Origin of the sequence: Streptomyces sp. NPDC057950 (assembly GCF_042887295.1) — a bacterium.
In the GTDB taxonomy this organism is placed as follows: Bacteria; Actinomycetota; Actinomycetes; order Streptomycetales; family Streptomycetaceae; genus Streptomyces; species Streptomyces kaempferi.
This window is the reverse complement of the sequence record NZ_JBHVPP010000016.1, coordinates 208,215-221,785: the sequence shown is the minus strand read 5'-3', so window position 1 is coordinate 221,785 and position 13,571 is coordinate 208,215. Positions and strand designations below refer to the sequence as shown.

The 13,571-nt window shown below is 70.3% G+C and carries 13 protein-coding genes; 5 read left to right on the top strand and 8 right to left on the bottom strand.

All coding sequences use genetic code 11. The annotated features are described in order from the left end of the window. Window positions 1-70: 70 nt before the first annotated feature. Window positions 71-679, bottom strand: a complete 609-nt coding sequence (locus ACFVTC_RS26110; RefSeq protein WP_390130841.1) for a TetR/AcrR family transcriptional regulator — start codon at window positions 677-679, stop codon at window positions 71-73. 322 nt (window positions 680-1,001) lie between these two features. Here ACFVTC_RS26110 and ACFVTC_RS26105 point away from each other — a divergent pair, with 322 nt between their 5' ends. After that, window positions 1,002-1,946 (top strand): alpha/beta hydrolase family protein, encoded by a 945-nt coding sequence (locus ACFVTC_RS26105; RefSeq protein ID WP_390130839.1) that lies wholly within the window; start codon window positions 1,002-1,004, stop codon window positions 1,944-1,946. Window positions 1,947-2,341: 395 nt separating this feature from the next. On the opposite strand, the gene ACFVTC_RS26100 is transcribed toward ACFVTC_RS26105, so the two are convergent. Together ACFVTC_RS26100 and ACFVTC_RS26095 are read right to left on the bottom strand one after the other, a co-directional pair. Further along, a complete protein-coding gene (locus ACFVTC_RS26100; RefSeq protein WP_390130838.1) occupies window positions 2,342-2,683 on the bottom strand; it encodes an ANTAR domain-containing protein in 342 nt (113 codons plus the stop codon). A 149-nt stretch (window positions 2,684-2,832) separates the two neighbouring features. Then, window positions 2,833-3,207 (bottom strand): helix-turn-helix transcriptional regulator, encoded by a 375-nt coding sequence (locus ACFVTC_RS26095; protein WP_390130837.1) that lies wholly within the window; start codon window positions 3,205-3,207, stop codon window positions 2,833-2,835. A 182-nt stretch (window positions 3,208-3,389) separates the two neighbouring features. On the opposite strand from ACFVTC_RS26095, the gene ACFVTC_RS26090 reads away from it, so the two are divergent. Further along, a complete protein-coding gene (locus tag ACFVTC_RS26090) occupies window positions 3,390-3,797 on the top strand; it encodes an STAS domain-containing protein (protein WP_390130835.1) in 408 nt (135 codons plus the stop codon). A 134-nt stretch (window positions 3,798-3,931) separates the two neighbouring features. Here the strand turns inward: ACFVTC_RS26090 and ACFVTC_RS26085 are convergent, their stop codons facing one another. From ACFVTC_RS26085 to ACFVTC_RS26065, 5 genes are all read right to left on the bottom strand, one after another. Beyond that, the gene (locus ACFVTC_RS26085; RefSeq protein ID WP_390130834.1) at window positions 3,932-5,659 is read right to left on the bottom strand and encodes a thiamine pyrophosphate-dependent enzyme; all 1,728 of its coding nucleotides are present in this window, start codon (window positions 5,657-5,659) and stop codon (window positions 3,932-3,934) included. A 75-nt stretch (window positions 5,660-5,734) separates the two neighbouring features. Beyond that, window positions 5,735-7,318, bottom strand: coding sequence for an FMN-binding glutamate synthase family protein (locus tag ACFVTC_RS26080; RefSeq protein WP_390130833.1), 1,584 nt, complete (start codon window positions 7,316-7,318; stop codon window positions 5,735-5,737). A gap of 116 nt (window positions 7,319-7,434) precedes the next feature. Then, on the bottom strand, window positions 7,435-7,806 hold the full coding sequence (locus tag ACFVTC_RS26075) for a PRC-barrel domain-containing protein (protein ID WP_168525799.1): 372 nt from the start codon (window positions 7,804-7,806) through the stop codon (window positions 7,435-7,437). 289 nt (window positions 7,807-8,095) lie between these two features. Beyond that, window positions 8,096-8,257, bottom strand: a complete 162-nt coding sequence (locus tag ACFVTC_RS26070) for a hydrophobic protein (RefSeq protein ID WP_168525801.1) — start codon at window positions 8,255-8,257, stop codon at window positions 8,096-8,098. A 135-nt stretch (window positions 8,258-8,392) separates the two neighbouring features. Further along, window positions 8,393-9,220: an alpha/beta fold hydrolase gene (locus ACFVTC_RS26065; RefSeq protein ID WP_390130832.1), complete on the bottom strand. Its 828-nt coding sequence runs from the start codon at window positions 9,218-9,220 to the stop codon at window positions 8,393-8,395. Between the two features lie 620 nt (window positions 9,221-9,840). Between ACFVTC_RS26065 and ACFVTC_RS26060 the strand changes: the two genes are divergently transcribed. The 3 genes from ACFVTC_RS26060 to ACFVTC_RS26050 are packed head-to-tail and all read left to right on the top strand — an operon-like array spanning window position 9,841 to window position 13,561. Further along, the gene (locus ACFVTC_RS26060; RefSeq protein ID WP_390130830.1) at window positions 9,841-12,153 is read left to right on the top strand and encodes a xanthine dehydrogenase family protein molybdopterin-binding subunit; all 2,313 of its coding nucleotides are present in this window, start codon (window positions 9,841-9,843) and stop codon (window positions 12,151-12,153) included. Next, window positions 12,150-13,082: an FAD binding domain-containing protein gene (locus ACFVTC_RS26055; protein WP_390130828.1), complete on the top strand. Its 933-nt coding sequence runs from the start codon at window positions 12,150-12,152 to the stop codon at window positions 13,080-13,082. The genes ACFVTC_RS26060 and ACFVTC_RS26055 overlap by 4 nt, the downstream gene beginning before the upstream one ends. Next, the gene (locus ACFVTC_RS26050; protein WP_390130826.1) at window positions 13,079-13,561 is read left to right on the top strand and encodes a (2Fe-2S)-binding protein; all 483 of its coding nucleotides are present in this window, start codon (window positions 13,079-13,081) and stop codon (window positions 13,559-13,561) included. Before ACFVTC_RS26055 ends, ACFVTC_RS26050 begins: the two co-directional genes overlap by 4 nt. Window positions 13,562-13,571: the final 10 nt, after the last annotated feature.

Genomic DNA, 13,571 nt, shown 5'->3' with positions numbered 1-13,571 from the left:
CGTCCGGCGGCCGCCCAGGACCCGCACCCGTAGTGAATCACGGGGACGGCACCGCGTCGCGGACCCCCCGTCATGCCGACCGGCGCAGCCCCGCGACGAGGAGTTCGACCAGTCGCCGCGCGTCGTAGCCGGGATCGGCGTCCGCGCCGATGCAGAGGTTCCCGACACCGCGCATCAGCGCGATCGCGTCCAGGTCGGAGCGGATCTCGCCGGCGGCGGCCGCGGCTTCGAGCAGTCGGCCGCACACGGGCACCAGACGGTCGAGGAAATAGGCGTGCAGCGTGTCGAAGCCGGCGGCGTCGGACTGCAGCACCGCGGCCAGTCCGTGCTTGGTGACCAGGAAGTCGACGAAGAGGTCGATCCACCGCCCCAGTGCGGCATGAGGGGTCGGAGAGCTCGCCAGCAGGGCGGGGCCGGCCTCGGCGCAGGCTTCGACCTGGTGCCGGTAGACGGCGATGATGAGATCCGCTCGCGTCGGGAAGTGGCGGTAGATCGTGCCCGTCCCGACGCCGGCCTTGGCGGCGATGTCACGCACCGGAGCCTCCACGCCCGAGGTCACGAAGATCGCGGCGGCCGCGTCGAGCAGGGTCTCCTCATTGCGCCGGGCATCCGCCCGCTTCGGCCGGGCCGCACGCCCCGACTCCTCGTCACCGCCACCGACCGCGCCACTGTCACTCATCGCGCCATCCTCTCCACCACCGGGCTTGCTATCCGGAACAGCGTTCCGTATCGTCAAACGGGACACGGTTCCGTTTGTCTATCATCCCAGAGCGGGGGGCCGACGGCCAAACCGTGCGTGGCTGGCCGCTGACCACACGAAGACGCCGGGTGACGGGCGCACGGGAAGCCCGGCACGGGGTGGACACGAACACGGTGGCGACAGACGTCGGCACGACACCTGTCCGGCCCGCGCCCGCCCCGCACGGACCCCCGCCACACACCCCAACCCCCATCCCCACCACACACCAACCGCGCGAAGAACCTGAACGGAAGGCACCTCCATGCCCGAAGCACACACGGCGACCGCCCCGGCCACCACGCCCACGCCCACTCCGGTCGTCTCCGTGAAGCCGGTCGTACTGTCGGCCCCTGGCCGCGGTGAGGACCTGCGGGTCCGGGTGTCCGCGCCCACGACGGGGCACGACCTGCCCGTCATCGTCTTCTCACACGGCTACGGCTGGTCGATGGACGGCTATGCCCCACTCGCGGACTTCTGGGCCGCGCGCGGCTTCGTGGTCCTGCAACCCACCCATCTCGACTCGAGGACGCTCGATCTGCCCGCGGACGACCCCCGTACGCCACTGATCTGGCGTTTCCGGGTCGAGGACCTGAAGCGCGTCATCGACCGGCTCGACCTGCTGGAAGCTGCCGTGCCCGGCCTCGCAGGGCGTGTGGACCAAAGTCGCGTCGCCGTGGCCGGTCACTCCTGGGGGGCCCAGACGGCAAGCATGCTGCTGGGTGCGCGGGTGCTCGATCCCGACGGCGTCCCGGGAGAGGACATGTCCGATCCGCGGGTCTCGGCGGGTGTGCTGCTCGCCCCGCCCGGCCGGGGCGGGGACGACCTGTCCCCGTTCGCGGCCGAGCACTTCCCCTTCATGAACCCGTCCTTCGACGGCATGAAGGCACCGGTCCTCGTCGTCGCCGGGGACCAGGACCAGTCCGCGCTGTCCGTACGGGGACCGGACTGGTTCACCGACCCGTACTTCCTGAGCCCGGCCGACAAGAGCCTGCTCACCCTGTTCGGGGCTGAGCACTCGCTCGGCGGGATCCCCGGGTACGGCGTCGCGGAGACGACGGACGAGAGTCCCGAACGAGTCGCCCTGATACAGCAGTTCACCTGGGCGTTCCTGCGCGGCGCGTTCGACCCCGAGGACACCGGCTGGCCGACGGCGTGCTCCGCGCTGGAGGACGATCCCGAGCCGCTGGGTCGGGTACAGAGCAAGTAGAGCAAGCAGGGAAGCAGGCCATGCCGTGGGCCCGAAGCGGGCAACGCGGCCTGTGCCTGCGGCTGTCCGGCTCCGCCGCCCTGCGGCCTGCGGCCCCGCCGTACGTCCCCGGAACGTTCGGCGATCGGGGCGGAGCGCCGTGTTCTCGGCGCTCCGCCCCGAGTCACGGGCGGTCGCCGGTGCCGCCGTCGGTGACGCGGCGGCACCGGCGGCCTCTCCCGGACGGGCACACCGGCCGCGGCGCCCCGCCACTCGGGCCTGTACGTCGCCGAGGGGCCGTCACCGCGTCCACCGCTTCGCTACCTTCACCCCGCACGCGGACCCGAGCGATCACACCCCGGCGATCACACCCGAGCGATCCCGTCCGAGGCCGCCGGGAGACGCGGCCCGGGGTTCTACTCCGCTTCGCCCGACGGGTCGCCGAGTCCGAGCTCGTGCTCCAACTGGCCGCGAATCTCGCTGGGCAGCTGTCCCGTCCGTGCCCACTCGACGATCAGTTCGGCCACATGCCGCAGCTTGACGTTGGTGTTCTGGGAGATGCTCCGCAGCGTGTCCCAGCCCTGGTCCGGAGTCAGCCGGCCGACCGCCAGGACGACACCGATGGCCTGATCGACAACGGCGTGCGACCGCACCGCCTGCTTGAGCTGGAGGTTTTCGTCCTCCAGGCGCAGCACCTCGTCCGCCGATGCCTCGAAGTCCGAGGGAAACCGCTGCGTCATGTCCGCTTCGGACGTCAACGTCGCCTCCGTGTTCCGGGGAGTCCGGCGCAATTTCGTCTCATCTCATGCCCGCGAATCTCATGCCCGCGAATCCGGCGCCGTCACACGGTCGTCGGGAGCCGGCCCGCGCCGCCGCCCGAGGCGCCCCGGGGAGCGAGCCGCCGACATCATCCGTCGCCTTCCGTGGCGCGTCCGTGCGGGGACGCCCTTCGCATCTGCCGGTTGCCGGTGCCGCCGTGTTCGGCGTCGTGCCGGGCGAGCAGGGCCAGCAGGTCCGCCACCGTCGGTCCGGAGTCCGCCGGGTGCCGAAGAAGGGTGCCCTCCTCGATCTGGTACTCGTTCGAGCGCCCCTGCCGGGTGTGGGTGAGGTAGCCGCCCTCCTCCAGGTCAGAAATGATCTTCTGGACAGCCCGCTCGGTGAGCTGGCAGCGCGCGGCGATGTCGCGGATGCGCGTGGTGCGGTCCTCGGCGATGGCGGCCAGCACTCGGGCGTGGTTCGTGAGGAACGTCCAGCCTGTATGGGACTCGGGTACTCCGTACATCCCCCCAGAGTAGACGCAGCTTTCACGTATAAGAAAGGGTGAAAATCTTTTCCTGTATCTCTTGACGGGTGAAGAGTGGGGAACGGACCCTTGAGGGGTTCCCGCCCACGGCGACCGACCGCCGTGGGCTTCGGCCCTGGCACGCCCCACCGAGCCCTGTCCCACGGAAGGGATTGACCGAGATGGAGTCCCCACGGCTGTCGGCAACCCGCTCCACCACCGCCGAGGGCATCGCCGTGCTGGCCCTGCGCGGCGAGATCGACTTCACCACCGGCACCGAGGTCCAGCGTGCGCTCCTCGGTCCCGACGGCGAGGCGGCCGCCCGCACCGTGGTGGAGCTGAGTCAGGTCACTTTCATGGACTCCAGCGGCATCAACGCGCTCATCGGGGCCCACCACGCCGCCACCGCCCTGCAGGGCTGGGTACGCCTGGCGGCCCCTTCCCCCTCGATACTGCGCGTCCTGCAGATCGTCGGCCTCGACACCGTCATCACCTGCTATCCCACGCTCCAGCAGGCGTTGGGCGTGGGGGCCCGGGTCGGCCAGGCAGGCGCCGACCATGACCGGCCCGATGGTCCGGCGGGTGACTGAGGTGAGGGCGTACGGCGACTTCGCGCCATGAGGCCGCCGGACACGGGCCGAGGACACCCCCCGCGTGGGCCGCCCGCAGCCCGTGTCCGGCCGGGCCGACCGGCTGGCCGGCCAGAGCCTGCGGCGGGTTCCGGTCAGCCTTCGTGGCTCGGGAGGATCTCCTTGACCTTGGCGATGGCGAAGCCCCACCCCTGCGAGACGGTCGGCTTGCCCGGCACGGCCACCTCCTGCGGATTGGTCAGGACGTCCAGCAGCACCGGCCCGGGGGTGTCGAGGGCCCGGCGGACGCTGTCGTCGAGATCGGCCGGGTCGGTGACGCGGATGCCCGTGAGCCCGAGCGCGGTGGCCACCGCGGCAAAGTCGGGGTTGTCGAGTTCCGTACCGAACTCGGGCAGTCCGGCCTGTTCCTGTTCGAGTTTGACCATGCCCAGGCGGCGGTTGTCGAAGACCACGAGCTTCACCGGCAGCCGGTACGTCTTGATCGTCATGAGGTCGCCCAGCAGCATGCTCAGTCCGCCGTCGCCGCAGAAGGCGACGATCTGACGGTCGGGTGCCCAGAGTTGGGCCCCCAGGGCCTGGGGCATGGCGTTGGCCATCGAGCCAAGGTTGTACGAGCCGATCAGGCGCCTGCTCCCGCGCATGCTGACGAAGCGGGAGAGCCAGACGGTGGCCATTCCGGTGTCGGAGGTGAAAACGGCGTCCTCGGCGGCGTGGGCGTCCACCGCGGCGGCCAGTGCCTCGGGGCGGATCTCGTGGTCGCGGTTGTCCAGGGCAGCCCTCAGCTTCCCGGTCCAGCGGCGCTCGTGACCCGGGTCGGCCAGCCGCCGCTGGCCTTCCTGCCAGTGGGCGAACCGTTCCCGCGCGTCGTCCAGGTGGCCCCGGTCCGTCGCCGACCTCAACAGCGGGAGCAGGGCCCGCAGCGTCGCGCCCACGTCGCCCGTCAGACCCACGTCCACCGGAACCCGGCGGCCCAAGTGCTCCTCACGGGCGTCGACCTGGACGACCTTGCACCCCTTCGGATACCAGTCCCGGTACGGGAAATCGGTGCCCAGCATCAGGAGCGCGTCGCCGCTGTCGAGCGCGTGGGCGGCTGCCGGGTTGCCTATCAGACCGGTCTGGCCGACCTGGAACTCGTTGTCCCCCTCGAACCCCTCCTTCGCCTTGAGGGTGAGCACCATCGGCGCCGCGAGGGCCTCGGCGGTCCGCAGGACCTCGGAGCGGGCGTCGCGGGCTCCGCGGCCGACGAGCAGGGTGACCCGGTCGGCGGCGTTGAGGAGTTCGGCGGCACGCGCGAGCGCGGGGTCGTCCGGGCGGGTGACGGGACGGTCGAGCGGGAAGCGGGCGGCCCGGTCGTCGCTCAGTTCCTGGTCGCCCAGGTCACCGGGCACGGTGAGCACGGCCACTCCCCCCTGGCTCACGGCCGCGCGCACGGCGGACTCCAGCATCCGCGGCATCTGGTCCGGGGAGGAGACGGTGGCACGGTAGACGGCCACGTCACGGAAGAGCAGGTCGTTGTCGACCTCCTGGAAGTAGTCGCTGCCGACCTCGGCGAGGGGCACCTGACCACAGATCGCGAGAACGGGGGTCCGGCTCTTCGCCGCGTCGTAGAGCCCGTTGAGAAGGTGTACGGAGCCGGGTCCCACCGTCCCCATGCACACCCCCAGCGTTCCCGAGAGCTGGGACTGGGCTCCGGCGGCGAAGGCCGCGGCCTCTTCGTGCCGACAGCCGACCCAGTCCAGGTCGTCGGTGGTACGGATCGCGTCGGTCAGCGGGTTCAAGGCGTCTCCGACCACGCCGAAGACATGCTGGACGCCCAGATCCTTGAGTGCGTCGACGATCACACGGGCGACGGTTCGTGCCACGGGAGTGCCCTTCGGTTCGGTGCGGCCCCTCGGAACGGGTGCCGGGTTCGACGGGTGAAGCGATGAGTACCGGGTTCAGCGGGCGAAGCGGTCCGGGTCGGCCGCCTTCCAGTCGGATGCCCAGCCGGAGGGCGCCGACGCGATCAGTTCTCCGGGAGTGAGCCACTCGTGGAGTTCCGCATAGGAGCGGACGGTGTGCGGATTCACCCGCTGCAGCAGCATGTGGGGCCGCAGACCGCGCGGTTCCTCGACGCCCATCGAGGCCATGATCTGGAGCGCGCTCTTGACCGTCGCGCGCTGATAACGCCGTACGCGCTGGGACTTGTCGGGTACGTCGACGGCGCGGGCGCGTCGTTCGTCCTGGGTCGCGACCCCGACGGGACAGGTGTTGGTGTGGCAGCGCTGGGCCTGTATGCAGCCGATCGCGAACATCATGGCGCGGGCGGCGTTGGTGTAGTCGGCTCCCTGCAGAAGGCGCTTGACGAGGTCGCTGCCCGTGGCGACCTTGCCGCTGGCACCGATCCGGATCCGGTCGCGAAGCCCGGCACCCACAAGGGCGTTGTGCACGGTCATCAGACCCTCGCCCAGGGGCAGGCCCACGTTGTCCGCGAACTCGAGGGGCGCCGCACCCGTTCCGCCCTCCGCGCCGTCGACGACGATGAAGTCCGGCGTGCTGTCCTCCTCCAGCATCGCCTTGCACACGGCGAGGAACTCGCGGCGCGAGCCGACGCACAGCTTGAACCCGACGGGCTTGCCGTCGGCCAGTTCCCTCATCCGGGCCAGGAAGCGCACCAGTTCGCGCGGCGTGGAGTAGACGCGGTGGTAGGGCGGCGAGATGACGGTCTCCCCCTGCGGCACGCCGCGGACTCCGGCGATCTCCGCGTTCACCTTGGCGCCCGGCAGCACTCCGCCGATCCCGGGCTTGGCCCCCTGACTGACCTTCAGCGACACGCACTTGACCTGCTCGTGCGCCGCCTTCTCGGCGAACTTCCGCGGGTCGAAGTCCCCGTCGTCCGTCCGGCAGCCGAAGTACCCGGTACCGATCTCCCAGACGAGATCTCCACCGGGCCTCAAGTGGTACTCGGAGAGACCGCCCTCGCCGGTGTCGTGGGCGAAACCGCCCAGTTGCGCACCGGTGTTGAGGGCGAGCACGGCGTTGGCGGACAGCGAGCCGAAGCTCATCGCCGAGACGTTGAGCAGCGCCATGTCGTAGGGCCGGGTGCACTCGGGTCCGCCGATCCGGACACGGGGCGCGTCGGTGGGCACCGGCCGGGGGGCCATGGACGGGGTGAGGAACTCACTGCCCGTCCGGTACAGGTCGAGTTCGGTGCCGAACGGCTCCTCGGCATCGGTGCCCTTGGCCCGCTCGTAGACGATGCTGCGGGTGTCACGGTCGAAGGGGCGGCCGTCGAAGTTGCGCTCGATGAAGTACTGCTGAAGCTCCGGCCGCAGCGCCTCCAGGGCGAAACGGAGATGCCCGAGCAGTGGGTAGTTGCGCAGGACGGAATGCCGGCGCTGCACGAGGTCGTGGACGGCCACCAGCGCGAGCAGGAGCAGCGGGACGGCCGCGGCCCACCACCAGGGGGAGACGAGGAAGGCGACGACCGAGGCGCCCGTCGCCAGCGAGCCGAGCAGGACAACCAGAAGTATCTTCAGCACCCGATGCTTGTGTCCCGAAGTCCGGACTCCAATCCGTTCGTCCCGTCACACGTGCGCTGTCCGGAACCGGGAGCGGGCCCGAACTCGTCGAGTTCGGGCCCGCTCATGTGCGGGGGTCAGACCATGGGCTGTGCGCCGAAGGGGGCGTTGGGGCGGTAGTAGGCGCCCAGCGCGTCCCGGTAGCCGGAGTCGCCGAGGTGCTTGTCGCGAAGGAACTCAGGGGCGTTCTTGATCTGCTCCCTGGACCGGTCGACGAAGATCTTCCTGTCCTCCGGGTCGATCTGGATCACGGTGCTCGCCGGGAGTAGGACCTCCTTGCCGAAGATCCAGACCCCGGTGTCCACGACCAGGTAGGCGTCACCGACCTCGTCGGAGTGCTTGTCGACCTTGCCGATTCCGCCGTCGCTCGCCTCGACCTTGTAGCCGGTCAGATCGGCGCCGGCCAGATGACCCGAGGTCGACTTGTAACTCCACACATGCTCAGTCACGCGAAAACAGCTCCTCCGGTGATCAGAGAGCGGCGCGGGGTTCCCTGCCGCTCTTCCTCTTTCCGTACGCGGTGCGGGACGGTTCTCGCTTTCCGTCCGGACTCCGGGTGCCCCTGCCGCGGCGCTTCATTCCTCCGATGCGGGAAACGGACACCGCAGTAGTCGCCGTTCGGTGACGGCGATCAGGGAATCCGCTCTCGCGCACGACGACACGGTGATGGCCGCCCTCCCGTCGGAGGAGGGCGGCCATCACCGTGTCAGGCCCGAACGCGACCCACTTTCGGATCCGCTACCAGCGGTACCAGCGACCACTGCCGCTCTTGGGACGGGCGACGAATCCGACCAGCCACAGCACCAGTACGACGATTGCGACCCACCAGAGGATCTTCAACGCGAAGCCCGCGCCGAAGAGAAGCAGAACCAGCAGAAGAACGAGAAGCAGGGGAACCATGTGATCGACCTCCGAATCCCCTTGTTCCCCGGACCTTCTCACTTGTACATACAATCTTCACAGTTCACCCGTATGCCGTGCGCCGATTCCCTGTCCGGCCCAGGAAATCCTCAACCGCTCCGGCTCAGGAAATCCTCAACCGCGGGCGAACTCCAGGAGGTCGGCGTTGAACCGGTCGGCGAACACGGGGACCATCGCCAGGCCGTGCGGGGCGCCCGGGTACACCTTGAACGTGGAGTCCTTGACCAGCTTCGAGGACTTCTCGCCCGCGGCCACGATCGGCACGATCTGGTCGTCGTCGCCGTGCACGATCAGCGTGGGGACGTCGAACCGCTTGAGGTCCTCGGTCAGGTCGGTCTCGGAGAACGCCTTGACGCAGTCGTACGCGCTCTTGATGCCCACCTGCATCGACCACAGCCAGAAGGCGTCACGGGTGCCCTGTGAGACCGTCGAACCCTCGCGGTTGGCGCCGTAGAAGGTCTCGCTGAGGTCCTGGTAGAACTGGGAGCGGTCCTTCGCCACGCCCGCCCTGATCTCGTCGAAGACCTCGATGGGCAGTCCTTCGGGGTTCGCCTCGGTCTTGAGCATCAGTGGCGGGATCGCGCTGAGCAGGACGGCCTTCGCGACCCGTCCGGTGCCGTGCCGGCCGATGTACCGGGCCACCTCACCGCCACCGGTGGAATGGCCGACGAGGATGACGTCGCGCAGGTCCAGGGCCTCGATCAGCGAGGCAAGGTCGTCGGCGTACGTGTCGAGGTCGTTCCCCTCCCAGGGCTGCCCCGAGCGCCCGCCCCCGCGCCGGTCGTGGGCGATGCCGCGGAATCCGTTGTCCGCCACGAAATTCACCTGGGGGTCCCACGCGTCGGCGGTGAGCGGCCAGCCGTGGCTGAAGACGATCGGCTGACCGGATCCCCAGTCCTTGTAGAAGATCTCGGTTCCGTCTTTCGTCGTGATGAATGGCACGGCGCGGTTCCTTCCCATGGTCACCGGGGAATCCCATCGAACCCGCGAAGGACGGCCTCTCTTCGGCGGATGGTCCCGCGGCGGGAAACGACCAGATGGTGCACGTCGACTCACCCACGCTACCCGAGAAGCACCACCTCGGCGCGTCGCGGATTCCCGCCGCGGACCGCGGCCGAAAACACTCCTTTGCTCCCTGTGCGCCGCCTGTTCCCCTTCACTGCTGCTTCCGCGGAAACCCCTTGTCGAATCCCGGATAAGCGTCCCGTCCACGAATGCCGTGCCGCCGCATTTCCCGCATGCCTGCGGGGAATCGCCCCGCAGGCATGCGCCCGCGGTCGTGATCGTCCGCCGGTATCGGCCGACGTCTCCCATCCGCGGCGACGGACCGTCGTCGACGGACACGTCCTCCGCCACGAGCGCGAGGCCGGAGTTCCCGGCCCGTTCCAGGACCAGGAGGCGAGGTCGCCGCACATGCGGGTGTGCGGAGTATGTGCCTAGATTTACGGGACGGGTGTCCTCGTGCAGCCGATCCGTCTCGACCCACGCCCCCCGGTAGATCGCCACGTAGGGGAATCCCCCGCGGTCCCCTCCCGACCCGACTCAGCAAGAGGTGTGGTGTGGTGCATCAGTGGACACGGCGCGAGGACGAAAGGCTGCTCACGGGAAACGGCCGCTACGTCGCCGACATCGAAGTGCCGGACTGCCTGGATGCCGTGTTCGTCAGGAGCGGTACCGGTCATGGCGTGCTGCGCGCGGTCGATTGCCGTGGGGCCCGAGAGGTGCCCGGTGTGGTGGGTGCCTGGTCCGCCGCCGACCTGACGGACCTGCCCTCGTGCGCGCACTCGGCAGCCGCCCTGCAGGACCTGCCTCCGGTACCGCACACCGTGCTGGCCGACCTCTCCTCGGACGAGGCGGTCGCCGGCCGTGAGTGGCCGCCACTGGTCAAGGAGCGCGTGCGGTACGCGGGCGAGGCCGTCGCGGTCGTCCTGGGCGAGGACCGCTACCGGGCCGAGGACGGGGCGGCCGAGGTCACCTTTCACGTCGACCCGCTGCCCGCGATGGTCACGCCGGCCGACGCGGCGGCGGACGAGACCCTGCTCTTCGAGGGCCTGAGCAACATCGCCCTGCGGGGAGAGACGGGCACGCCCGTCGAGGACGAGGTGTGGCGGGGAGCGGCCGCCGTGGTGGAGGGCCGCTACCGGCAGAGCCTGCTGATGCCCACACCGATGGAGTGCAGGACGATCCTGGCCGTGCCCGAGGAGGACCGGCTGACGATCTGGTCGGGGCATCAGATGCCGCACCGGCTGCGCCGGGAAATGGCCGCGCTGCTGGGCTGGTCGGAGGACCGGATCCGTGTGGTGGTGCCGGACACCGGTGGGGCGTTCGGCGGCAAGAGCGCCACGTTCCCGGAGTTCGTCGTGGTCGCCTTCCTCGCGGTCGGACTACGGCGGCCGGTCCGGTGGATCGAGGACCGCCTGGAGTCGATGACGGCCGCCACGCGCGGCCGGGGACAGGACCAGCGGGCCCGGCTGGCCGCCGACGCCGACGGGCGGCTCCTCGCCTACGAGTTGCACATCGACGCGGACGTCGGAGCCTACCCTCACCTCGGAGTCGGGCTGCCGATGCAGACCGCCTGGATGGCGACCGGCGCCTACCGCACTCCCCGGGTGCATTCGACGGTCCGCTCGATCCTCACCAACACCATGGTCACGTATCCCTACCGGGGAGCCGGCCGGCCCGAGGCGGTCATCGCGCTCGAGCGCTGTATGGACATGATGGCAAGGAAGTTGGGGATCGACCCGGCGGAGCTGCGTCGCCGCAACTTCATCCCGCCCGGGGCGTTCCCGTACACGACCCCCACCGGCCGGACGTACGACAGCGGTGAATACGCCCGCGCGCTGGACCTGGCGCTGGAGAGCGTCGAGTACGGCACATGGCGTGCGGAGCAGGCCCGGCGCCAGAGCGATCCGACCGCCAAACCCCTGGGAATCGGCCTGTCCTGCTACGTCGAGCGATCCGGCGGCGAACCGGGCGGGCTGCACGAGTTCGGCGGCATCGAAGTCGGTGCGGACGGCGTCATCACCGCGCGCTGCGGGGCCGCTTCCAGCGGCCAGAGTCACGAGACCGTGTTCCCCGCGCTGGTCGCCAAGACCCTGGGCGTGGACGAGCGGCGGGTCCGGCTGATCGAGGGCGACACCGACGAACAGCCCAAGGGCCTGGGTTCCTTCGCCAGCCGGACCGCGCAGGTCGCCGGAGCGATGCTGCAGCACGCCTCCCGACTGGTCATCGCGGAAGCCCGGCAGAGGGCCGCGACCCTGTGGGATCTGCCCCTGGAGGAGGTGGAGTGGGCCGACGGCACCGTACACGCCGCCCACGACGGCTCGGCCGCCATGGACGTCGGTGAACTGGTCAAGGCCACCGGGCCGCTGCGCGTGGAGGACCGCTTCGAGACGGGGATGGCGTTCCCCTTCGGCTCCCATGTGGCGGTGGCCGAAGTCGACCCGGAACTCGGCACCGTGGAGCTGCTGAAGGTGGTGACGGTCGACGACTGCGGGGTGGTGCTCGACCCCGCGGTCGTCCGCGCCCAGGCCTTCGGGTCCGCGATTCAGGGCATCGGCCAGGCGCTGTACGAGGCCATCCCCTACGACGACAACGGCACACCGCTGCTGGCGAACGGCCTGCTGGACTACCTCCTGCCGACCTTCACCGAAGTGCCGCCCATCGAGGTCAAGGACACCTGCACGCCGAGTCCCAGCTCGCCCCTCGGTGCCAAGGGCGCCGGGGAGTCGGGCTGCATCGGACTTCCGGCCGCCATTGTCAACGCCGTGGTCGACGCGCTCCGTCCGGCCGACGCCGACCTGTTGCAGATGCCGCTCACCCCGGATGTGATCTGGCGCGCGGCGCGGGCCCCGAAGCTCGAGGAGGACCGGTGAAACCCGCTGCTTTCGACTACGTCGCGCCCCGCACGGTGGCCGAGGCCGTCGACGCCCTGGGGAACGGGGGCCGCGACGCCCAGGTCCTGGCCGGCGGCCAGAGCCTGCTCCTGGAGATGCACCTGGAGCGCGTCCGTCCCGACCTGGTCGTCGACATCAACCGCATCCCGGAACTCGACACCCTGCGGGTCGTCGACGGCTCACTGCGGGTGGGCGCCCTGGTCAGGCACCGCGTCTTCGAGTCCGCGGAGGCCGTACCGGGTCCCCTCGGCTCATTGTTCTCGCTCGCCGTCGTCAACATCGCGCATCCGCCGATCCGGTCCCGGGGCACCATGGTGGGCAGCTTCGGCTGGGGCCACCCCGCCTCCGAGTGGTGCGCCATCGCCATGGCCCTCGACGCCGACATCCACCTGCGAGGACCCCAGGGTGTCCGTACCGTCGCGGCCCGCGACTACTTCCTCGGTCCGCTCAGGACGGACCGCCGCCCCGGCGAACTGATCACCTCGGTGCGGTATCCGCTCCTGGCCGAGCAGACCGGCGTCGGCTTCGTCGAGCACCGGCGCACACACTTCTGCTTCGCCCAGGTCGCCGTCGCGGCCGTCCTCACCGTGGACGACGGAGTGATCAGGGAAGCACGCGTCGGACTGGTCAACTGCGCCGACCGGCCGTTGCGGGCGCACGCCGCGGAGCAGGCCCTGACCGGCGTCGAGATCGGCGCTCCGACGGACGGCTACCGGCTGCCCGAGGACCATCCGTTCGCCCGCGCGGGCCGCGTCGCGGCGGAGCGTGACGCCGCACCCCTCGCGGAGCCGTACGCGGACCTCGAATACCGCCGGCACGCCATCGCCGTCGTGACCGCCAGGACCCTGTGCCAGGCCGCCGACGACCACCGCTCCCGCGCCGCCGGGACCGAGGGAGACATCCGATGAAGATCACACTCACGGTGAACGGCGAGGAGTTCCCGCTCGACGTGGAGCCCCGGCGCGTCCTGGCGGACGTCCTGCGCGACGACTGCCGGCTGACCGGCACCCACCTGGGCTGCGAGCACGGCGTGTGCGGCGCCTGCACCGTGCTCGTGGACGGCGAGGCGGTGCGCTCCTGTCTGATGCTCGCCGTGCAGTGCGACGGCGGGTCGGTGCGGACCGTGGAGGGGCTGGCCGGTCCGGACGGCGAGCCCAGCGCGCTGCAACGGGCCTTCTCCGCGGAACACGCTTTGCAGTGCGGCTTCTGCACGCCCGGATTCCTGATGGTGGCCGCCGGGGCGCTGGAGACCGACCCCGCCCTCGCCGATCACCCCGAGCGCGTGGATCACATCGTCGGATCCAACGTCTGCCGGTGCACCGGCTACGAACCCATCCGCCGCGCGATCCTGCGCGCGGCGCGGGAACAGCAGGAACCCGCGACCTGACCCCGTCCCG

Bases quoted from the DNA above. Each gene is read 5' to 3' on its own strand.
- ACFVTC_RS26070 (WP_168525801.1), bottom strand. From the start codon at position 8,257: ATGGTTCCCCTGCTTCTCGTTCTTCTGCTGGTTCTGCTTCTCTTCGGC.
- ACFVTC_RS26095 (WP_390130837.1), bottom strand. From the start codon at position 3,207: ATGTACGGAGTACCCGAGTCCCATACAGGCTGGACGTTCCTCACGAAC.
- ACFVTC_RS26050 (WP_390130826.1), top strand. From the start codon at position 13,079: ATGAAGATCACACTCACGGTGAACGGCGAGGAGTTCCCGCTCGACGTG.
- ACFVTC_RS26090 (WP_390130835.1), top strand. From the start codon at position 3,390: ATGGAGTCCCCACGGCTGTCGGCAACCCGCTCCACCACCGCCGAGGGC.
- ACFVTC_RS26105 (WP_390130839.1), top strand. From the start codon at position 1,002: ATGCCCGAAGCACACACGGCGACCGCCCCGGCCACCACGCCCACGCCC.
- ACFVTC_RS26110 (WP_390130841.1), bottom strand. From the start codon at position 679: ATGAGTGACAGTGGCGCGGTCGGTGGCGGTGACGAGGAGTCGGGGCGT.